The organism is Solihabitans fulvus (assembly GCF_008386585.1).
Classification (GTDB): Bacteria; Actinomycetota; Actinomycetes; order Mycobacteriales; family Pseudonocardiaceae; genus Solihabitans; species Solihabitans fulvus.
The window spans coordinates 91,743-111,447 of the sequence record NZ_VUOB01000013.1; the positions used below are offsets into that span (position 1 = coordinate 91,743).

The 19,705-nt window shown below is 71.1% G+C and carries 23 protein-coding genes; 17 read left to right on the forward strand and 6 right to left on the reverse strand.

The annotated features are described in order from the left end of the window. Positions 1–123 precede the first annotated feature (123 nt). From F0L68_RS08795 to F0L68_RS08810, 5 genes are all read left to right on the forward strand, one after another. The gene (locus tag F0L68_RS08795) at positions 124–1,086 is read left to right on the forward strand and encodes a carbohydrate-binding protein (protein WP_149848978.1); all 963 of its coding nucleotides are present in this window, start codon (positions 124–126) and stop codon (positions 1,084–1,086) included. Between the two features lie 209 nt (positions 1,087–1,295). Continuing rightward, entirely contained in the window at positions 1,296–2,513 is a 1,218-nt protein-coding gene (locus F0L68_RS08800) for a WXG100 family type VII secretion target (RefSeq protein WP_149848979.1), read from the forward strand. Between the two features lie 8 nt (positions 2,514–2,521). Further along, positions 2,522–2,902, forward strand: a complete 381-nt coding sequence (locus F0L68_RS42240) for a hypothetical protein (RefSeq protein ID WP_188316460.1) — start codon at positions 2,522–2,524, stop codon at positions 2,900–2,902. Then, positions 2,899–3,723, forward strand: coding sequence for an ESX secretion-associated protein EspG (locus tag F0L68_RS08805; RefSeq protein ID WP_188316461.1), 825 nt, complete (start codon positions 2,899–2,901; stop codon positions 3,721–3,723). The genes F0L68_RS42240 and F0L68_RS08805 overlap by 4 nt, the downstream gene beginning before the upstream one ends. A gap of 169 nt (positions 3,724–3,892) precedes the next feature. After that, positions 3,893–4,981 carry a DUF2332 domain-containing protein gene (locus tag F0L68_RS08810; RefSeq protein WP_149848981.1) on the forward strand — a complete coding sequence of 363 codons (1,089 nt, stop codon included), beginning with the start codon at positions 3,893–3,895 and terminating at the stop codon, positions 4,979–4,981. Between the two features lie 12 nt (positions 4,982–4,993). Here F0L68_RS08810 and F0L68_RS08815 read toward each other — a convergent pair whose 3' ends face one another. Further along, positions 4,994–5,215 carry a hypothetical protein gene (locus F0L68_RS08815; RefSeq protein ID WP_149848982.1) on the reverse strand — a complete coding sequence of 74 codons (222 nt, stop codon included), beginning with the start codon at positions 5,213–5,215 and terminating at the stop codon, positions 4,994–4,996. A 113-nt stretch (positions 5,216–5,328) separates the two neighbouring features. Between F0L68_RS08815 and F0L68_RS08820 the strand changes: the two genes are divergently transcribed. Both F0L68_RS08820 and F0L68_RS08825 read left to right on the forward strand, forming a co-directional pair. Further along, positions 5,329–6,189: a helix-turn-helix domain-containing protein gene (locus F0L68_RS08820; RefSeq protein ID WP_149848983.1), complete on the forward strand. Its 861-nt coding sequence runs from the start codon at positions 5,329–5,331 to the stop codon at positions 6,187–6,189. A gap of 2 nt (positions 6,190–6,191) precedes the next feature. Beyond that, complete coding sequence (locus tag F0L68_RS08825; RefSeq protein WP_149848984.1) at positions 6,192–6,386, forward strand: DUF397 domain-containing protein; 195 nt, start codon at positions 6,192–6,194, stop codon at positions 6,384–6,386. A gap of 111 nt (positions 6,387–6,497) precedes the next feature. Here the strand turns inward: F0L68_RS08825 and corA are convergent, their stop codons facing one another. Beyond that, positions 6,498–7,577, reverse strand: a complete 1,080-nt coding sequence (gene corA / locus F0L68_RS08830; protein ID WP_149848985.1) for a magnesium/cobalt transporter CorA — start codon at positions 7,575–7,577, stop codon at positions 6,498–6,500. A gap of 308 nt (positions 7,578–7,885) precedes the next feature. On the opposite strand from corA, the gene F0L68_RS08835 reads away from it, so the two are divergent. Both F0L68_RS08835 and F0L68_RS08840 read left to right on the forward strand, forming a co-directional pair. Next, the gene (locus tag F0L68_RS08835; RefSeq protein ID WP_149848986.1) at positions 7,886–8,389 is read left to right on the forward strand and encodes a MaoC family dehydratase; all 504 of its coding nucleotides are present in this window, start codon (positions 7,886–7,888) and stop codon (positions 8,387–8,389) included. 2 nt (positions 8,390–8,391) lie between these two features. Further along, positions 8,392–9,516 carry a DUF2332 domain-containing protein gene (locus F0L68_RS08840; RefSeq protein ID WP_149848987.1) on the forward strand — a complete coding sequence of 375 codons (1,125 nt, stop codon included), beginning with the start codon at positions 8,392–8,394 and terminating at the stop codon, positions 9,514–9,516. Positions 9,517–9,644: 128 nt separating this feature from the next. On the opposite strand, the gene F0L68_RS08845 is transcribed toward F0L68_RS08840, so the two are convergent. After that, entirely contained in the window at positions 9,645–10,070 is a 426-nt protein-coding gene (locus F0L68_RS08845) for an NUDIX hydrolase (RefSeq protein ID WP_188316462.1), read from the reverse strand. Between the two features lie 142 nt (positions 10,071–10,212). Between F0L68_RS08845 and F0L68_RS42245 the strand changes: the two genes are divergently transcribed. The 6 genes from F0L68_RS42245 to F0L68_RS08870 all read left to right on the forward strand — a co-directional run bounded on the left by F0L68_RS42245 (position 10,213) and on the right by F0L68_RS08870 (position 13,883). Further along, complete coding sequence (locus tag F0L68_RS42245; RefSeq protein WP_188316463.1) at positions 10,213–10,371, forward strand: hypothetical protein; 159 nt, start codon at positions 10,213–10,215, stop codon at positions 10,369–10,371. A 23-nt stretch (positions 10,372–10,394) separates the two neighbouring features. Continuing rightward, the gene (locus tag F0L68_RS08850; RefSeq protein ID WP_149848988.1) at positions 10,395–10,955 is read left to right on the forward strand and encodes a PH domain-containing protein; all 561 of its coding nucleotides are present in this window, start codon (positions 10,395–10,397) and stop codon (positions 10,953–10,955) included. Between the two features lie 77 nt (positions 10,956–11,032). Further along, entirely contained in the window at positions 11,033–11,893 is an 861-nt protein-coding gene (locus F0L68_RS08855; protein WP_149848989.1) for a PHP domain-containing protein, read from the forward strand. Positions 11,894–12,057: 164 nt separating this feature from the next. Beyond that, on the forward strand, positions 12,058–12,678 hold the full coding sequence (locus F0L68_RS08860; RefSeq protein ID WP_149848990.1) for a MarC family protein: 621 nt from the start codon (positions 12,058–12,060) through the stop codon (positions 12,676–12,678). Positions 12,679–12,739: 61 nt separating this feature from the next. Beyond that, entirely contained in the window at positions 12,740–13,546 is an 807-nt protein-coding gene (locus F0L68_RS08865; protein WP_149849021.1) for a RecB family exonuclease, read from the forward strand. Between the two features lie 10 nt (positions 13,547–13,556). After that, positions 13,557–13,883 carry a hypothetical protein gene (locus F0L68_RS08870; protein WP_223198613.1) on the forward strand — a complete coding sequence of 109 codons (327 nt, stop codon included), beginning with the start codon at positions 13,557–13,559 and terminating at the stop codon, positions 13,881–13,883. An 84-nt stretch (positions 13,884–13,967) separates the two neighbouring features. Here the strand turns inward: F0L68_RS08870 and F0L68_RS08875 are convergent, their stop codons facing one another. The 3 genes from F0L68_RS08875 to F0L68_RS08885 form a co-directional block, all read right to left on the reverse strand. Then, a complete protein-coding gene (locus tag F0L68_RS08875; RefSeq protein ID WP_149848991.1) occupies positions 13,968–14,882 on the reverse strand; it encodes an alpha/beta fold hydrolase in 915 nt (304 codons plus the stop codon). Positions 14,883–15,026: 144 nt separating this feature from the next. After that, positions 15,027–16,379, reverse strand: coding sequence for an Rv3212 family protein (locus F0L68_RS08880; RefSeq protein ID WP_149848992.1), 1,353 nt, complete (start codon positions 16,377–16,379; stop codon positions 15,027–15,029). A 106-nt stretch (positions 16,380–16,485) separates the two neighbouring features. Continuing rightward, complete coding sequence (locus F0L68_RS08885) at positions 16,486–18,114, reverse strand: DEAD/DEAH box helicase (protein ID WP_223198618.1); 1,629 nt, start codon at positions 18,112–18,114, stop codon at positions 16,486–16,488. A gap of 538 nt (positions 18,115–18,652) precedes the next feature. Between F0L68_RS08885 and F0L68_RS08890 the strand changes: the two genes are divergently transcribed. Both F0L68_RS08890 and F0L68_RS08895 read left to right on the forward strand, forming a co-directional pair. After that, a complete protein-coding gene (locus F0L68_RS08890; RefSeq protein ID WP_149848994.1) occupies positions 18,653–19,330 on the forward strand; it encodes a ferritin-like fold-containing protein in 678 nt (225 codons plus the stop codon). Positions 19,331–19,457: 127 nt separating this feature from the next. Beyond that, positions 19,458–19,688: a DUF3107 domain-containing protein gene (locus F0L68_RS08895; RefSeq protein WP_149848995.1), complete on the forward strand. Its 231-nt coding sequence runs from the start codon at positions 19,458–19,460 to the stop codon at positions 19,686–19,688. Positions 19,689–19,705 lie beyond the last annotated feature (17 nt).

A 19,705-nucleotide genomic window follows, 5' to 3' on the forward strand; every position in this document is an offset into this window, starting at 1 on the left:
CGGGCCGGTCGGCTCCTCGAAGGCCTGCGTTCGCCGCATTGACCTCGATCTTCCCGGTGCCACGCTGATCTACAGGGCCACACCCACGTCAACCCTGCAACCTGGGTGAGGAGTTGGTGCGTTGTGCGCACCGTTCGATCAGTCACTGTCCTCTGCGCCGCGCTGGCGCTCGCGTTCGCGAGCCAGGCCGGCGCGTCGAGTCAACCCGTCACGTCGAGTCAACCCGTCCGCACCGGTGTCGCGGACTTGCGCGCGCCGATCGGCGGCACTGTCCAGGACACCAGGTCCGGCGCCGACGCCCGACGGGCCGCCGGGCCCGCCGCGGCCGCGTTCCGCGACCTCCGGCAGCGCGGCGGCCCGCGCGACAGCGCAACCAGGCCGGCCGGCTCGCAGAAGAGCGTTGCCGCAGAACAGATTCACAACTTCTGGGGCATCCTGCCGCCGAACGAGGGCGCCGGCGACGGGATGTCCGCGACGCACGCGGTGTTCCCCGACCTGAAGATCAGCCAGGACGGCGACTTCCTGTACGCGCCGACCAGCAAGCCGGGCGCGGGCGGCTGCGTCGAGGTGGTCACGTCCTACTCCAGCTACTACGGGCCGCAGATCTGGGCCTGGGACTGGTGCGGCAGCGGGAACCTGGAGAAGCAGGTGAACGTCGACAGCACCTTCACCGCGACTTACACCACGACCGTCAACGGGCACCTGTCCTACAGCGTGCGAAACGTCCAGACGAACGCGGCCAGCAACGCCTGGACGGCCTATCTGTTCAACTACCGCACCAACACGTGGGACGCGTTCTTCTCGAGTTCCGGCCAGGACCAGAGCGCCAGCACCTATGGCTGGGACGTCTTCGAGATCTACTCGTCGGTGAACCCGAGCACCGGACAGGGCTACTACTGCACCGCGTCGGTCGGAAAGACCTTTGAGAGCAACGACATCAAGCTCCGCAAGAACGGCAGCTGGGTGCCGGCGAGCCCGGCGGACTCGCCGTTCGTGCCGGACCAGCCCAACGCGGCCGACTACCAGTGCCCCGCACTGAACTTCCAGGTCGCGAACGCCGACGATCACTGGCTCGTCAGCCACTGAATTCCCCAACCGGTCAATGGTTGTGCGGTGGGTCCGGATCCCATCCGGGCCCACCGGTCGGAACTTTGGGCATCCGGTTCGGTCCAATAGGGCAAAGCGCGGGTTGGTCCTGCTGGGAGGGGATACCGTTCTTTCGCAGAGATCCGGTCTCATGATCAGGGGGAAGTGACGTGGGTTCGTCCGACAGCACAGCCCATCATCACGGGGGGTTGTTCGGGGGCCTGTTCGACTTCGTGACGCAGGCGGCCAAGGAGTTCGCCGCCGGTGTCGCCGAGTCGCGGGGCCGTGAGCGGTCCGACGACCGCTATGTCCCCGGCGGCACGCACTGGGACGGTTACAGCCACTCGACGCTGTTCGAGATGGTGTGGAAGAACGCCGACCCCGCGCACGTCGAGTCCCTCGCGGAGACCTGGCGGCAGCAGGGCTCCCAGATCACGGAGAAGTCCTACGACCTCCAGCGATCCCTGGCGACCCTGATGCAGTACTGGTCGGGCAGCGCGGCCGACCAGGCCGCCAGCACGGTGCAGCGCAACGCGGGCTGGCTGTCCCAGCTCGGCGGCACGGCCACCAAGATGTCGATGCCGCTCGACCACGCGGCCGGCGCGCTGCGGTCCGCCCAGACGCAGATGCCGGCCCCGCCCGACGGCTTCAGCTGGAGCAGCCTGTTCGGCGGCGCGGCGGGTGGGTTCGCCGTCGGCGGCCCGATCGGCGCCGGCATCGGCGCGATGATCGGCGGCATCGGCAGCCTGTTCGGCGGCGCGAGCAAGCGCCGCAAGCTCAAGCGCAGGGCCGTGCAGACGATGGAGCGCTTCGAGAACGCCGGCCAGAGCGTGGACAGCAGCACCCCGCAGTTCGGCGGCCCGAGCAACGCGTCGGCCGGTGGCGCTGGCGGCCCCGGCTCCGGCCCGAGGGGCGGCGTCGGCACGCTGCCTGGCGGCGGCATCCACAACCAGCCCGGCTGGTCCGGTCCCGACCCGACCCACGACAGCGACTACACCGGTTCGAGGATGGCCACGGTGCCCAGCTTCGCCGGCGGCGGCGACGCGCGGTGGGGCGCCCTGACGGGCGGCTACGGCTCCGGCTTCGGCGACCCCCTCGGCAGCGACTTCGCCAGGCGCTTCGGCCTTGGCGGCGGCGGTGCCGGCGCGGGCGGGGCCGGCGGGTTCGGCGGCATGGCAGGCGCCCTGCCGATGGGCGGCATCCGGTCCGGGGTCGGCGGCCGGGGCGGCATGGGCGCGGGGATCGGCATGCGCGGCGCTGGCGCGGGCGGTCGGCTCGGCTCGGGGTCCGGCGCCGGTGGGCCGTGGGGCGCGGGCGGTCGACGCGGCGAGGACGAGGACGACCTCGAGCACAAGCGTCGCTTCCCGTTCGAGGATGACCCGTTCGAGGACGACCAGCTGGCCGCGCCGCCGGTCATCGGTGGGTAGGGGAGACCATGTACATCGACAACGGCAACACGAGCGTGCCAGCCGTGCCGGCCTCGCCGACCGGCCTGGCCGGCGGCTGGCAGGTCCAGCCGGAGCAGGTGCAGCAGTTCGCCGAGGCCGTCGCGCAGGTGCGGCTGGACTTCGAGTCGCTGCGCAAGGAGGCCCAGGACCTGCTGGACCCGGCCAACAGCCCCAAGCTCGGCACCAGCCCGGTCGGCAACGCGCTGTCGGACAAGTTCAACGAGCGGCTCGGCGGCACGCAGGGTCTGCTGGAGCAGCTCGGCACCGCGCTCGAACGGATGGACGAGTTCGTGGACAGCGCCCAGCGGAGCCTGGCCAGCTACCTCCACGAGGACAGCACCGCAGCGGGCTCGCTGCGCGCCCAGTGACCGCGCCTGCGGGGCAGCGGGAGGACCTGCACCCCTACGAGGTCGACCTGCTGCGCGAGTTCGCCGAGGTGGACGCGCCGTTCCCGCTGGAGCTGCCCTCCAGCGGGACGAGCGACGCCGAGCGGATGGTCGTGTTCAACGCGGCCAGGCAGACCCTGGCGGCGCGGGGGCTCGCCGACGAGCGCGGCCCGCTCGGGCTGGCCGAGGAGTTCGTGCACCTGCTGCGCGAGCGGACCGGCACGCTGGACCTGGTGGTGTTGCGGGAGAAGGCGTCGCTGAACGCGGTGGCCATGGTCGACCGCTCCCGCGCGCTGCTCGTGGTGCAGCGCACCGACGACCGGGAGGGCCTGGTCCGGCTGCGGCTGGTCGAGCTGGACGACCTGGTCGAGGCGTTGCTGCGGATGATCCCGCCGGCCGAGCCCGCCAACCTCACGCCGTTCACGCTGCCGCTGCGCGCGCTGCGGGCGGCGGAGGCGGCGAACGCGGAGCGGGCGCGGTCGGGGGCGGCTCCGCTGACGGATGCCGAGCTGACCGCGCTGCTCGCCCAGCAGGGCGTCGACGACCGGATGGTTCGTAGGATGACCGCCCAGCTCCAGCCGGTGATGCTCAGCGGGCAGCTGGGCGCGACCAAGGGGCAGGACGGCGAGGGCGACGACGTGCGGGTCGGCGACGAGCTGCGCTGGATCGACACCCCGAGGGGCCGGTACCGGCTCAGCGACGAGCAGGGCCCGGACGGCGCGAGCTGGGTGAGCGTCAACCCGCTGACGCTGGACTACACGCGGCAGGCGGCCAGGAAGCTGACGGTAGCGGTGCGCCGCTAGTCGGCGGGGCGGTAGCCGGCGGCGGGCGCGTCGGGTCGGCAAAAGTGGCAGCGTCGCTCCCCCGGGCGGCCTGACGGTGTCGTCCGGTCGATGGTTACCCGGCCACGGACCGAGTGAAACCTGGTTCCTGCCAGCGACTTCGCCGGGTTTTGGTATTACCGTGTTGGCCGTGCTCGCCGAGTTGTTCGTGGACGCTGCCAGAGGCTGCGACGGACGCAGCCCACTCACCCACGAGCTGTTGTCCTCCGCCGCGGCCGACCTGGACGCCGGCGGGGTCACGCGGGAGGTGATGGCCGACTGCGCCTGTGACCGCAAGGGCACGGCGCCTGGCCTGCGCTTCGCCGGGGCCGTGCACCGGCTCGTGCTGGAGGGCCGCGCGCCGTCGTTGGCGCGGCACTACCCGAGCATGGGTGGCCGTCCCGAGCTGGGCGCGCTGTGGTCGGACGCGGAGCCGGTGCTGCGGCAGCACTCGGCCGAGCTGCGCCAGCTCGTGCGGGGCAGCGTGCAGACCAACGAGCCGGGCCGCAACGCCCCGCTGTACGGCGGGTTGTTGGTGGCGGCGCGGCGCGCGGCCGAGGCGGCCGGCAGGCGGACGCCGTTCCCGGTGAGGCTGCTGGAGATCGGCGCGAGTGGCGGGCTGAACCTGCGCCCGCACCGGGTGGGCTACCGGCTGCCGGACGGCACGGTGCTCGGCGACGCGAGCAGCTCGTTCATCTTGGACACGGCCTGGCACGGCCGGCCGGATGTCGACCTGTCGGCAAAGCTCCGAATCGCCGGCCGGGCCGGTTGCGACGTACACCCTGTGGATGTGTCGACCGAGGACGGCCGGCTGCGCCTGTCGTCGTTCGTGTGGCCCGACCAGCTGGACCGGTGGCGGCGGCTGCACGACGCCATCGAGCTGGCCGTGGCCGACCCGGTGCCGGTGCAGCGCGCGGCGGGCCCGGAGTGGTTGGCGAAGCGGCTGGCCCAGCAGCACCGGGACGTGCTGACGGTGGTGTGGCATTCGGTGGTGTGGCAGTACGCGTCCCCGGCCGAGCGCGCCAACGGTCGTGCCGTGCTGGTCAACGCGGCGGCGCGAGCCACCCAGCAGGCCCCGCTGGCGCTGCTGGTGTTCGAGCCGCGTCGGACGACGGGCCACAGCGACCCGTTCGAGTTCCACCTGCTGTTGAAGCTCTGGCCGGCCGGGCTGTCGATCCATCTTGGCAGCGGGGCGGGACACGGCGTGCCGTTCACGTGGGAGTGCCGGCCCTGGGTCTGAGCCTGAGGCTGATCAGTCCTCGGCCCGGGTGAGCGCGGCCTCGTGCTTGGCCACGATGTTCGGCCACTGCGCCTTGAAGTGCTGGAAACCCCGCTGGCTGAAGGACAGCAGGAGTTCGGTGCCGCCGCTGAAGCGGAGTTCGACCTCGCCTTCGGCGGACGCGACGTAGTGCAGGTCGAAGTTCTCGGAGATGTTGGCCTGGGTCGTGATCTCGACCGGGCTGCTTCGGTACACGCGTGCCTCCATCGCTTACAGTGATTACTCGTTGCTGTCAGTGAGTTTCTAGCACTGGTCGCGCCGGTATTGGTTGTTAGTTCTTTATTCGCACCTGAATGAGTGAGGCGTGCATGGGAGAAGCGCGGCAGACCGTGGAGCGCCGCCAGCTCGGCCTGATGCTCCAGAAGCTGCGGATCCGCACGGACAAGTCCCAACAGGAGGCCGGTGCCGTCATCGGCCGAACCGCCGCTCGAATCAGCCAGGTGGAGACCGCCAAGGGCGCGCTCAGGACGGAAGACCTGTCGGCGCTGCTCGACTTCTACGAGGCGACCGACGAGGAGCGGGCGACCATTGCCGCGCTCGGCATCGAGGCCCGCCGCAGGCAGCCTCGGCGCATCTACTCCGACCAACTCCCGGACGCGTTTCGCCGCCTCGGCGACCTCCAGGCCGACGCCAGCTCGATCGGCTACTACGAGTTCGGGCGAATTCCCGGCCCGCTCCAGTCGCCCTACTACGTCCGCGCGCTGATCGGCATCGGCAGCGGGGTGTGGTGGGACCCGTCGACCGACGAGGCCGAGACCCGAATCGCGCTCCGCCTCGACCAGCAGCGCCGCGTTCTCGATGCGCGCACGCCCAAGCAGCTCAGCTTCGTCTTCACCGAGGACGCGTTGCGCCATGTGGTCGGCGACCGGGCCACCATGCGAGGGCAGGTGCTGCACCTCGTGCGGGTCATCGACCAACGGCCCGAGCTGACCGTGCGGATCCTGCCGGCCGACACCCGGGACAACCCGGCGCTCGGCGGCGGCATCGTCGTACTCGATTTCGTTGGTGCGCCTCGGATCTGCTTCACATCGGCGGTCTACGGGCCGTATACCTATTACGACCAGGAAGAGGACACCGTGCCTCTGACGCAGGCGTTCCAGCGGGTTCGTGAGTTGGCGCTCAACCCGGCCGACTCGCGGGCGCTACTGACGAGCTACTTGGAGAAATGACCATGGCGCGCGAGACGGGTTGGTTCAAGAGCAGCTACAGCGGGACGGCCGACAACGGGTGCGTGGAGGTGCGGATCCGCGAGGACATGGTGGCGTTGCGGGATTCCAAGAACCCCGCCGGCCCGAGCTTTGCCGTCCCACGTGCCTCGTGGGACGGCTTTCTCAACGGCCTCAAGGGTTTCACTGCTGCGAGATGAGGACCACCACGGTGGTCAGCCAGGCGAGGATGATCGCCAGGATCCAGAAGTGCGGGTTGGTCAGGATGCGGGTCACGACGGAACCTCACAGAACGAGCGGGGACGGGAACGTCAGAGCCACTGGTTCTTGCGAAATATTCGGTACAGCACAAGACAAATCCCGAGAATGACCCCGATCGCGAGCGGATACCCGTACTTCCAGTGCAGCTCCGGCATGTTCTCGAAGTTCATCCCGTAGATGCCGGCCACCATGGTCGGCACCGAGATGATCGCCGCCCACGCGGTGATCTTGCGCATGTCGGTGTTCTGCTGGAGCGTGATCTTCGCGAGCGTCGCGTCGACCAGCGTGGTGAGCAGCTCGTCGAAGCTGCCGACCCGCTCGGACACCGTCGTGAGGTGGTCGTCGACATCACGGAAGTACGAGCGCACCTCGGCCGGCACCAACGGGGTGTCGCCGTCGGCCAGCTTGCGCAGCGGCGTCGCCAGCGGCTGCACGGCCCGCCGCAGCTCCAGCACCTCGCGCTTGAGCAGGTAGATCTGTTCGGCGCTGACGGTGCTGCGCGGCGCGAACACCCGCGTCTCCGTCTCGTCGATGTCCTGCTCGATGTGCTCGGTCACGTCGAGGTAGTTGTCCACCACATGATCCGAGATCGCCCACAGCACGGCGGACGGCCCCATCCGCAGCCGCTCCTGGTCGCACTCCAGCTGCCGCCGCACCAGCGACAGCCCCGAGTGGTTCCCGTGCCGGACGGTCACCACGAAGTCCTGCCCCAGAAACACCATCAGCTCGCCGGTCTCGACGATCTCGTTCGCGGTGTCCGGCGACTCGTGCGCCACGTACCGCACGGTCTTGAGCACCATGAACAGCGTGTTGTCGTAGCGCTCCAGCTTGGGCCGCTGGTGCGCGTGCACCGCGTCCTCGACGGCCAGCTCGTGCAGCCCGAAGGTCTCCGCGACGCCCTCGATCTGCTCGGCGTCCGGCTCGTGCAGGCCGATCCACACGAACCCGGCCTCGCGCCTGCGAACCTCCTCGACGGCGGCGGTGTGCGTCCATCGACCCGGCAGCCGTTCGCCGTCCACGTACACCGCGCAGTCCACGACGTACGCGGACAGCGGCACGGGAATCGGCGCCGGCGTGGCACGGCGCGGCACTCGGCCGCGCAGTCCGCCGAGCGAGGGCAGGCTTGGCATGGGGACCTCCAGGCGTTCACGTCGTCGGTACGTGCGTACGACGCGCCGGAACGTGCTCCGCTCCGGCACCGGAGCGTCCCGACCGGAACCAGGGGTCTACCTGAAGAGGGTGACCCGTCCGGCGGGGACGCTGTTGGTACTCCGTGGCAGGGGATTGCCATCCATGCGGCGCCCTCACCTCCTCGGGTCGACGGCCACGAGCGGTGGATTCGCTCACAGACCAGTTGCCGAGGGTACTACCGACGGGTTCACACTGTCCCTCCGGCCAACGAGGGTTCGGGAAGGTTCCGGTCACACAGGAGGCGCTGGTGCAGTTCGGGCGGTACTTCGAGGAGTTCGAGGTCGGTGCGATCTACAAGCACTGGCCGGGCAAGACGGTCACCGAGTACGACGACCACCTGTTCTGCCTGCTCACCATGAACCACCACCCGCTGCACATGGACGCGCACTTCGCGGCGGAGACCACGGAGTTCGGCAAGAACGTCGTGGTCGGCAACTACGTGTACTCGCTGCTGCTTGGCATGTCCGTGCCGGACGTGTCCGGCAAGGCGATCGCGAACCTCGAGGTCGAGTCGCTCAGGCACATCAAGCCGACCTTCCACGGCGACACCATCTACGGCGAGACCGAGGTGCTGGACAAGACGCCGTCCAAGTCCAAGGACGACCGGGGCGTGGTCTACGTCGAGACCAGGGGCTACAAGCAGGACGGCACCGTGGTCTGCGTGTTCCGTCGCAAGGTGATGGTGCCCAAGGTGTCCTACGGCGAGGCGCGCGGCGGCGAGCAGCCCGGCCGCCCAGAGCCGAAGGCCTGACGATGGCCGACGCGGGTGTGACCGTCGAGGAGGTCAGGGCGCGGTTCCTGGCCTTCGCCGAGCGCGAGGCCGCCGGGTTCTCCCCGCTCTACGAGCACCTTGCCCTGCACATCGCCGAGGATCCCGAGGTCGCCGGCCTGCTGACCTCGGCGCAGCCGGGCTTCGCCATGCCGACGCTGCTGCTGGCGGTCGCGCACCGGCTGGTCCAGGCCGAGCCGGTGCACCCGCTTGCGGACTACTACCCGACGCTGAGCGGCAGCTTCGGCGTGGACGGCCGCACCTGGCCGTTGTTCCGGGAGTTCCTGCTGGAACGCGCGGACAAGGCCCGTGCGCTGGTCGCGGCGCGCACCACGCAGACCAACGAGGTGCGCCGCGCGGCGCTGCTGTACCCGGCGGTCGCGCTGGCCGCCAAGCAGGCGCGCGGCCCGGTCGCCCTGCTGGAGGTCGGGTGCAGCGCCGGTCTGCTGCTCGGCCTTGACCGCTACGGCTACCGCTACCAGACCGAGCAGGCGGGCCAGCTCGCGGCGGGACCGACCAAGACCGCGCTCGGCCTGCACTGCGCGCTGGAGCTGGCGCCGGGCGCCGAGCTGCCCGTGGTGCCGAAGAAGCTGACGGTCGCGGCCAGGATCGGCCTCGACCGCGCGCCGGTGGACGCCCAGGACGAGGACGAGCTGGCCTGGCTGGAGGCGTGCGTCTGGGCCGACCAGCCTGAGCGGGCGCGGCTGCTGCGGCTGGCCGCGACCGTCCAGCGCAAGGACCAGCCGAGGCTGGTCGCCGGGGACGCGGTGGACGACCTGGCCGGGGCCGCCGCGCTGGCCGAGGACGATCTGCCGCTCGTGGTGATCACCAGCCACGTGCTGTCCTACCTGTCGCGGGAGCGCAGGGCGGAGTTCCTGGTCGCCCTCGGCGAGCTGGCCGCGCGCCGGCCGCTGTGGTGGGTGAGCGTGGACGGCTACTCGGCGACGCTCGAGCCGCTGTTGCCGGGACGGGACGACCTGACGGAGGTCGCGGGCAGGCCGGCGTTCGGCGTGCTTGGGCTCACGCACTGGTCGAAGGGTGCGCCGGTGGCCCGCGCGCTGGCCAGGACGGGCCTGCACGGTCAGCGACTGGAGTGGCTGGCGGGCTGAGTGGTGTCGGTGGGGCTGTGGTGGCCGGCGGAGCGCGGCGATACGTCGCGAAAGGGCGCTTTGTCGGCCACCTGAATCAATTAAGAGTCTCGTTCAGACCAAGATCAACCCGTTCGGGGCGGCGGAGATCAGGAGCTGGGCAGGCAATTCCAGTCACTGAGCGCAGCCGCTAGGCCGTCCGTGAGCGCGCCGTCACGCTGAAGTGTGGCGAAGATCGCAGCGTCCACCCACGCGGCGTCTGCCGCGTCGTCGCCCGCGGTCAACTGACCGTGTATCACCTGGCAGCGGTAGTCGTAGATCTCGAAAAAGCCCGTCGGGGCCGGCCGGACGACCATCCCGGCGAGCGTGCCGACCGTGACGGAGAGTCCGGTCTCTTCGCGCAGTTCCCTTGTCACGGCGGCACTGTCGGTTTCGCCGGGCTCGACCCGCCCGCCAGGCACCGACCACAGGCCCTTACCTGGGGCGTTCGCCCTCCGCACGAGGAGCAGTCGCCCGGCGGGGTCGTGCACGATGCCGCCGACGCAGCGAATCACCGGCAGGTTGCTCGCGGTCACGATCACCAAGCGTAGTCACCCCGGTTCGGCGGTGCGGTGCACTGACCCATGTGCGGTACAAATCTCCCTTAGTACTGCGCGGTGCGGTACAACGTTTTCACTGGCGCCAGACGGGTGCGAGTAGCGGACGGGGTTGATCATCGTGAACCTGAAGAAGATCCTCACCTGGGCCGGGATCGCGTTGCTCCTGTTCTTTCTGATCACGCAGCCAACGCAGTCGGCTGGACTGGTGACCAACATCCTCAACACGCTCAAGGGAGCGGCCGAGGCGCTCATCACTTTCGTGCGACAGTTGTTCTAGCCGCCGACGAGAGGCCGTGAGCCATGTTCGCTCCGAGAGACCCTGACGAGTACCTGCTCGGCACGGAACGACGGGTCATTCGGGTGCGTCGCCACTGGGCCTGCCTGTTGTGGGACCTCTTCGAGGCCGCAGCACTGCTGGCCGGCGCCGTGATGATCTCCTACCTGCTGCCGGCAAGTGTGGGGATCATCCAGAACATCCTCTGGTACGCGGCCCTGTTCGTCCTGCTTCGCCTGGCCTACTTCGTCGTCGAGTGGTGGGTCGAGCGCCTGGTGGTGACCGACAAACGGTTCATGATCACCAGTGGTGTGTTCACCACGAAGGTGGCCATGATGCCGGTCACCAAGGTCACCGACCTCACCTACGAGCGGCACGTGGTCGGCCGCATGCTCGGCTACGGCACGCTCATCGTCGAGTCGGCCGGCCAGATCCAGGCGCTGAACCGCATCGACTACCTGCCCAACCCGGAAGAGGTCTACGACGCCATCTCCGAGTTGGTCTTCGGCGACAAGAAGGCGCAGGCAGAGCGGTTCTCGATGATCAAGGCGCAGCGCGCGGCCCGAGGCAAGAAGATGGTGCCGTAGTCGGTGCGACGGTGACCTGACCGACAGCCCTCGGTCGGGGATTCGTCGTAACGGGCCGGTTGATCCACACTGGTCCGGTGCTCATCGACCTGCACACGCATTCGACCGAGTCCGACGGCACCGACAAGCCGGCCGAACTCGTGGCGGCAGCCGCCGCCGCGGGTCTCGACGTGGTGGCGCTGACGGACCACGACACGGCCGCCGGCTGGGCCGAGGCCGCCGCCGCGCTGCCGACAGGCCTCCGACTGGTGCGCGGAGCCGAACTGTCCTGCGCCGCGCCGAGCGGCCGGGGCGGCACGGTGACCGTGCACCTGCTCGCCTACCTCTACGACCCGACCTCCTCGGTGCTGATCGACGAGCAGCTGCGGCTGCGCGCCGAACGCCGGGACCGGCTGCGGCTGATGGCCACGCAGATGGCCGAGGCGGGCTTCCCCGTCGACCCCGACGCGATCATGGACCGGCTGCCCCCCGACTCGCCCGGCGGCCGGCCGCACCTGGCCCAGGCGTTGGTCAGGGCCGGCGTGGTGGAGAGCGTCAACGAAGCGTTCGCGAAGTACCTCGGCACCGGCGGCCGATACCACCTGCCGCGCACCGACACCCCGGTGCGGCGGGCCGTCGAGATGATCCGCGACGCGGGCGGCGTGACCGTGCTGGCGCATCCGTTCGCGCGGTCGAGAGGGCCGGTCGTCACCGGTCAGGTGATCGCCGACCTCGCCGATCTCGGCCTTGCTGGGGTCGAGGCCGACCATCCCGACCACGACGAGGAGACCAGGGCCGAGCTGCGCGGCCTCGCCGGGGAGCTGGGGCTGGTCGTCACGGGCTCGAGCGACTACCACGGCACGAACAAGACCGTCCGGCTCGGACAGGAGACCACCGCGCCGGAGATGCTCGACGCGCTGGTCGACAAGGCGACCGGCGCCGAGGTGCTGACCGGCTGAGCCGTGCTCCGCCACCGCGCCGGTCGGGCCGTGGCGGGTGAGAATGACGCGCGGGCCGGCCGCCGGACGGCCCCGCCGGTTGGTCTGGTCGGCGCGAACGGCGCTGACGGCCTGGTCTGGGCGGTCGGCCTGGTCCGCGCGGTCGGGAGTCGGAAGAGGTGTCAGTGAACGAGTTCTTCGATGCGCGGCTGTTCACCTCGGCGACCATCACACTCGTGGTGATCATGGACCCGCCCGGCACCATCCCGGTGTTCCTGAGCCTCGTCGGCCGCAAGTCGCGCGAGGCGCGCACCAGGGCGGCCAGGCAGGGCGTGCTGGTGTCGCTCGGCGTGATCTCGCTGTTCGCCGTCGGCGGCGAGGCGATCCTGTCCTACCTCGGCATCGGCATCCCCGCGTTGCAGGGCGCCGGCGGGTTCCTGCTGCTGCTCATCGCGCTCGACCTGCTCACCGGCCGGGGCACCACCCAGCCGGAGGTGGTCGAGGACGTCAACGTGGCGCTGGTGCCGCTGGGCACCCCGCTGCTGGCCGGGCCGGGCGCGATCGCCGCGACCATCGTGTTCGTCCGGCAGGCCAACGGGCACGTCGGCTCGTACATCGCGCTGGCCGCCGCCATCGTCGCCGTGCACTTCCTGCTCTACGTCTGCCTGCGCTACTCGGGCGTGGTGATCAAGCTGATCAAGGAGAGCGGCATCACCCTGCTCGCGAAGATCGCCGGCCTGCTGCTCGCCGCGATCGCGGTCCAGCTCGTCGCCAACGCCGTCAGGGGTTTCATCAGCGCCGCCTGACGGATTGTCGGTGGCCCTGCGTAACGTGGAGGGTGTGCAGGGTCAACTCGGGTTCGACAGCATGCCGCAGAAACTCGTCAAGGTGACCCCCTCGAAGCTGGCGACCTGGGCCGACTGCCCGCGCCGGTACCGGATGGCCTACCTGGACCGACCGGCGCCGGCGAGGGGCGGCGCGTGGGCGCACAGCACGCTCGGCGCGGTGGTGCACAACGCCCTCCGCGCGCTGTTCGACCTGCCGGCCGAGCGGCGGACGCCGGACCGCGCCGCCGCGCTGGTGGTGAAGAACTGGAAGTCCGACGGCTTCCGCGACGGCGAACAGGCCGCCGCGCAGCGCGAGAAGGCGATCGGCTGGGTGACCGACTACGTCGCCGAGCTGGACACCTCGATCGACCCCGTCGGGGTGGAGCGCTGGGTGTCGACGCCGACCTCGCGGATCGTCGCCGAGGGTCGGGTGGACCGCATCGACCTGCGGGCGGGCGAGCTGGTCATCGTCGACTACAAGACCGGCCGGCACGCGCTGACCGTGGACGACGCGCGCGGCTCGCAGGCGCTCGCGCTCTACGCGCTGGCGGCGCGGCGGACGCTGCGGCGGCCGTGCAACAGGGTCGAGCTGCACCACCTGCCGACCCGTAGCGTGGCGGTGTGGGAACACACCAAGGAGTCCCTGGACCGGCACCTGGCGCGGGCCGAGGAGGCCGCCGACGAGCTGAACCTGGCCGCGGACACGCTGGCGGCCGGCGGCGACCCCGAGGTGCTGTTCCCGCCGAACCCCGGTCGGCAGTGCTCCTGGTGCGACTTCCGGCGGCACTGCGCGGAAGGCCAGGCCGCCGCTCCCGACCTCGACCCGTGGGCCGCTCTGACGCCGTGAGGAAGTTCTGATGGACGTGGACGTGTCGGACGCGGAGACGGCGCAGTTGCGGCGGCCCCGGCGGGGCCTCGGCGCGGTGTGGCGCGGCTTCGCCGGATCGCTGGCGGTCGGCCTGGTGCTGCTGGCGCTGGTGGTGATCGGCTTCCAGGTCTACGCGGGCAGCCACGGCGAGCCGGGGCCGGGCGCGTGGGTGGTCGCCGGGCACGTCGTGGCGGCCGTGGTCGCGGTGGTGGCGCAGCGGTTCGCGGATCGACGGGACGGTCCGGTCGGGGTGCTCGCCGGGCTCGGCGTGGTCGCGGTCAGCGCGGTCACGTTGTGGGTGTTCTGGTGGGCCTAGGGCCGGCCTCGGCGCGAGCTGAGATGCTTGGTGCCGAGGCGTTTGGTGCTGAGGTGCTTCACGCGGCGCGGTAGACGTCGTCGGTCAGCTGGTGAGCCACGCCCGCCAGGTCGGCAGCAGGGTGTTCAGCAGCGCCTCGGGGTTCTCGGTGTTGGGGGAGTGCTTCGCGTTCGGCAGCACGGCGAAGTCCGCGTCGAGGCGTTCGGCCATGTCGCGCTGGCTGGCTGGCGACCAGGCGTCGTCGGCCTCGCCGCACAGCACCAGGCACGGCACCCTCGTGGAGCGCAGCGTCCTGGACAGCTTGGTCACCAGGTCGGGCTCGTAGCGGAGGCCGTCGGCCATGCCGAGCAGGCCGGCCGGGACCGAGTGCAACACCCTGTCCCGCAGCAGTTTCTTCAGCTCCGGAGCCATTCCCGGCCACTTCGGGTTGATCGCGTCCCTCGCCTCGACCAGCCGCTGCGCGGCCGCCATGCCTCGTTCGCGCAGCGCGGCCTCGCCGAGGTCCAGCGCCGTCCTGCGGTCGCCGGTCGGCAGCTCGGCCGGACCGGTGTCGAGCAGGGTCAGGCCGGCCAGCGGCGCCCCGGCCAGGACTGTGGCCCTGGCCACCAGGCCGCCGTAGGAGTGGCCGAGCAGCAGCACCCTGCGGCCCTCGGCGGCCAGCTTCTCGATCAGCTCGGCCAGCGCCGCGCCGAGCGGGCCGGGACGGTACTCGGTCTCCGTGCCGGGTCCCGCCGACTCGTACTGGCCGGGCAGGTCGATGGCGACGACCTCGATGCCGGCGTCGCTGATCGGGTCGAGGAGCGGCGCGAAGTCCTCCTTCGACCCGGTGAAGCCCGGCACCAGGAGCGCGGTCGCGGCGAGCCGCGCGGCGTCCGCGTTGTCCGCGGCGGCCTCCCGCAACGCGGCGATCGGCCCGTAGCGCCCGGCCAGGTCGACGCGCTCGGCCCGGTGCGGGCTGAGCTGTGAGGGTTCCGGCGTGGATGCGGGTGTCGCGGTCACGCCCCCGAGTTTGCCGCACCCGACTCGTGCCGGTCTGCCCCCATGACCACGGTGTGACCAGAACAGCGCAGCAAGATCCACCCGGAAGGGTCAGTCGCCGACACCCGGCAGGGCGTGTGCCGATGGTCCGTTACGCCGGTTACCTCAGCGGAGCGCGACGAGGGTGTCGCCGCGCTGTTCGAACACCACCGGCCCGGCCTGGCCGAGGCGGACGACGCCCTGGTAGCCGGCCCGGTCGAGCTGGATGGTGCCGACGCGCGATCCGGTGATCTGGTCGAGCACGGCCATGCCGCCATGCACCGGCATCAGGAGGCGGCTCGCGAACAGCATCCCGGGGCCCTGCGCGTCCGTGACGGTCCACTGTGGAGTGAGGTCCGTCGCCGACAGCGCGATGGTGCGGGAACCGGTGTACCAGAGCACGTGGCTGTTGGTGGTCGCGGCCGTCACGGTCCAGCCAGCCGGGTCGCCCGCCAGGTCGGCGTCGGGCAGGTCGAGCGGGGTCTCGCTCTGCACGCTGCCGCTCTGGGCGTCCACCAGCACGAGCCTCGCCGGATTCGGCAGCGCGACGGCGACCCTCGTCGCGGTCACCGCCACGACCCGCGCGCCCTTGCCGCTGAGCACGGCCGTGCTGGTCACCTGCGGCTCGTCGGACTTGTCCGGCGCGCTCCGCAACACGCTCACCCTGTCCCCGAGCTCGCCGGGGCAGCGCTCGATCACGGCGATCTGACCGGTGCTGATCGCCTGCGACCCGTAGGTGCAGCCTGGCCTCGGCTGCTTGCCGGGATTCACCAGGCCGCGCAGGGTGCCGAACTCCTCGGTCTTGACCAGGTCGTCCCGCCGGTAGCTCTCGAAGTAGGTCGGGCCGGTGACGGTGACCTGGTTGCCGTCGGACAGCAGCCTGGTGCCCATCGCGGCGTCGCCGTTGCGCTGCGGGCCGCGCTTGCCGGAGTCCGCGTCGAGGGTGGTGACCTCGCTACAGTTGGTGGCCTTGTGGAAGAGGGCCAGCACCTTGCCCCACACGGTGCCGACCGTGCACAGCGGCAGGTTCCTGCTGTACTGCCAGCGCACCTGCCCGGACAGCGGGTCGCGGCCGAGCACCTCGCCGCCGTCGGCGCTGACGACGGTCGAGCCCGCGATGACGGGAATCGGGGTCGCCCCGCTCTTCGCGCGCCACACCTCGGCCAGCGAGGGCGGCATCTCGGTGGCGGGGGGCAGCGGCGCGACCGAGGCCGGGTCGGGCCGCGAGACGGTCGCCCGCGCGTCGCTCCGCTGCGCGATCACCAGGCCGACGACCAGCGCGACGATCGCGATCAGCGCGGCGGCCGTGTAGTCGGCAGCGGTCCGCCAGCGGCGCGGCTGGCGCTGCGGCGGGTGGACGTCGCCTGCCTCGGCCGGGACCGGCGGGGCGAGGACGTCCTCATGGCCTGGCCGTCCCTCGTCCTGGAGCCCCTGGTCCTGGAGCTGTTCCGAGTTCTCCGGCTGCTCCGGTCGTCCCACTGCCTCGCTCCTGCTCGCTCGCCGTCGGGATGCGGACCGCCCACTGACTGCGACTGCCCTGCCTCGCTCTGGGGGAGAGCATGGCAGGGCAGTCGCTAAGTCGCGGTCAGTCCGTCGAGGACGTGCCCTCGGCGGAGGCGCCGCTGTGCACGGACTGGTCGCCGTCGGAGCCGGCCACCTCGGCGCCGCTGCGCCGACGCCTGCGCCTGCGCGCGGGGCGCTCGCCGGTGGTCGACGCGGACTCCTCCGCCGGACCGGCCTCGGTGGTCGCCTCGGCGGACGGGGTGGCCTGGCCTGCCTCGGCCGCGCCGCCCCGACGCCTGCGCCGACGCCTCGGCCTGGTGCCGCCCTCCTCGTCGGACTCGGCGGCGGCCGCCGCGGCCTTGCTCGCGCCGGACTGCTCGCCGCCCTGCTGGGCGTTGCCCGGCCCGCTCTTGCGGGTGCGCTGACGGCGGGACTTGCTGCGCGCCCCGGCCATCTCCTCCTCGGGCTCGGCGCGCAGGCCGGCCCTGGTGCGCTTGCCAAGCGGCAGCCGACCGTCGGAGCCCTCGGGGATCTCCAGATCGGTGAACAGGCTCTCGGAGGTGGAGTAGGTCTCCAGCGGCTCCGGCATGCCGAGCCCGAGGGCGTCGTTGATGCCCTTCCAGCGCGCCATGTCGTCCCAGTCGACCAGCGTGATGGCGACACCCTCGCGGCCGGCGCGGCCGGTGCGGCCGATCCGGTGCACGTAGGTCTTCTCGTCCTCGGTGCACTGGTAGTTGATGACGTGCGTCACACCGGTCACGTCGATGCCGCGCGCGGCGACGTCGGTGGCGACCAGCACGTCGACCTTGCCGGCGCGGAACGCGCGCAGGGCCTGCTCGCGCGCGCCCTGGCCGAGGTCGCCGTGCACCGCCGCTGCGGCGAACCCGCGCTCGACCAGCTCGTCGGAGATCTTCTGCGCGGTCCGCTTGGTCCTGGTGAAGATCATCGTCAGGCCGCGGTCCTTGGCCTGGAGCGCGCGGGCGACTAGCTCGATCTTGTCCAGCGCGTGCGCGCGGTAGACGAACTGCTTGGTGCGCTCGTGGATCGCGCTGGCGTCGTTCTCCTCGGCCCTGATGTGCGTTGGCTGGTTGAGGAACGTGCGGGCCAGCGTGATGATCGGCCCCGGCATGGTGGCGGAGAACAACATCGTCTGCCGCTTGTCCGGCACCATCCGCAGGATGCGCTCGATGTCGGGCAGGAAGCCGAGGTCGAGCATCTCGTCGGCCTCGTCCAGCACCAGTCCGCTGACCTTGCCGAGCACCAGGTGGCGCTGCTCGGCGAGGTCGAGCAGGCGGCCGGGGGTGCCGACAACGACGTCGACGCCCTTGCGCAGGGCCTCGATCTGCGGCTCGTACGGGCGGCCGCCGTAGATGGCCAGCACCCGGATGCCGAGGTGCTTGCCGGCGTCGGCGATGTCGTGGGTGACCTGGAGGCACAGCTCGCGGGTCGGGACCACGATCAGCGACTGCGGCGTGCCGTCGCCAGGGGTGATGGTGCGGTGCAGCAGCGGGACGCCGAAGCCCAGCGTCTTGCCGGTGCCGGTGCGCGCCTGGCCGATCACGTCCTCGCCGGCCAGCGCCAGCGGCAGGGTGAGCTCCTGGATCGCGAAGGTCCGCTCGATGCCGGCCTCGGACAGGGCGCGCACGATCTGCTCGTTGACGCCCAGCTCGGCGAAGGTCGGCGACTCAGGGAGCACCGGCGCGTCCGCCATCAGGGGATGGGAGGTGTCCTCGGCGGGCAGCCCGGCCTCGCTGTGCTCCAGCGTGACCGGGTCGATGCCGGCGGGGACGTCGTTCTCGGTTGCGTGGCCCTCGGTCGGGGTCTCGCTCTTGCTGACGGTCAGGATGATCGCCTCTCTCGTACCAGCGCGCACGGCCCTGGATGGGCCACTCGACCGCGCAGCCGCGCCTGGCCGTGGTCGGCCGGGCGACGCGCGGGAGGGCCAGCGAGTTAGTGCGCGCACCCTCCACAGGGCGGTAGGACACCGCCGTCGTGAGACGCGGCGTTATCGCTGCCCGCGAGGCCAGTCGGCGGGTGCGCCGGAGGGCCGCGCAGCGGTAAACGCCGTGCGTCAACTGCCTAGTCTACCTGGCCAATGTCCGAACAGGAGCGTTCAAGCGCGCTGAGTCACCAACCGGGGGTGTCGCGGGGCACATCGGAGGGCTCGTGACGAGGTTTTCCGGACCCCGCCGAAGATCGTGCCGGCGACGTTCGTCGCGCCGGTGAGGTGGCCGACTAGGCTCGCCCGCATGAGCGAGGCGGACCAGCAGGCGGCGGTCGTCGGGGCACAGATCGAGGAGGGCGTCGTCGACCTGCTCGGGGCGCTGGCCTACGGGGAGTTGTCGGCATTCGACCGGTTGGCGGAGGACGCGCGCACCGCGGCGACGCTGTCCGGGCGCGCGGCGCTGGCCAGCATGGCTGCGGCCGAGATCGGGCATTTCGGGCTGCTGCGGCACTATCTCGCCGACCACGGCATCGCCATCGAGGACGCGATGGCCCCGTTCGTGCGGGGCTTCGACGCGTTCCACGAGTCGACCGCGCCGAGGTCCTGGCTGGAGTCGCTGGTCAAGGCGTACGTCGGCGACAGCCTGGCGGCGGACTTCTACCGCGAGATGGCCGAGTGGCTCGACCAGCCGACCAGACAGCTCGTGCTCGACGTGCTCGCCGACACCGGCCACTCGGCGTTCGCGGAGCGGGAGGTGCGCGCGGCCTGCGCGGCCGACCCGTCGCTGCGGGACCGGCTGACGCTGTGGGGTCGGCGGCTGCTCGGCGAGGCGCTCACCCAGGCCCAGTACGTGGTGGCCGAGCGGGACGGGCTGGCCGAGCTGATCGTGCGCGGCTCCGGCGACCTGGCCGGCATCGGCGCGCTGTTCCGGCGGTTGCAGCAGGCCCACGGCAAGCGCATGACGGCGCTGGGCCTGGGCTGATCCCGGATTTCGTGTTCTTGCACACCATCTGTTCGCCGACGGCGCAGCGTCGCGCGCCGATGTGCCGCTCGGCTCCACTAGGGTTTGTGGTGGGAACTGTCAACACCTGCTTGCACCGGAGGACAGTGTGGACGTAAAGATCGGCGTCGCGGAGAGCCCTCGGGAGCTCGTCGTTTCCAGTGACCTTGCTGCCGACGAGGTCGAGGCGCTGGTCTCGGAGGCGCTGAAGGACCCGCAGGGGCTGCTCGCGCTGGTGGACCAGAAGGGCACGCGCTACGTCGTGCCCGTCGCCAGGATCGCCTACGTGGAGATCGGCCCGGGGGACGCGCGTCGCGTCGGCTTCACCGTCGGGAACTAGTACTCAGCGCAGCGCCC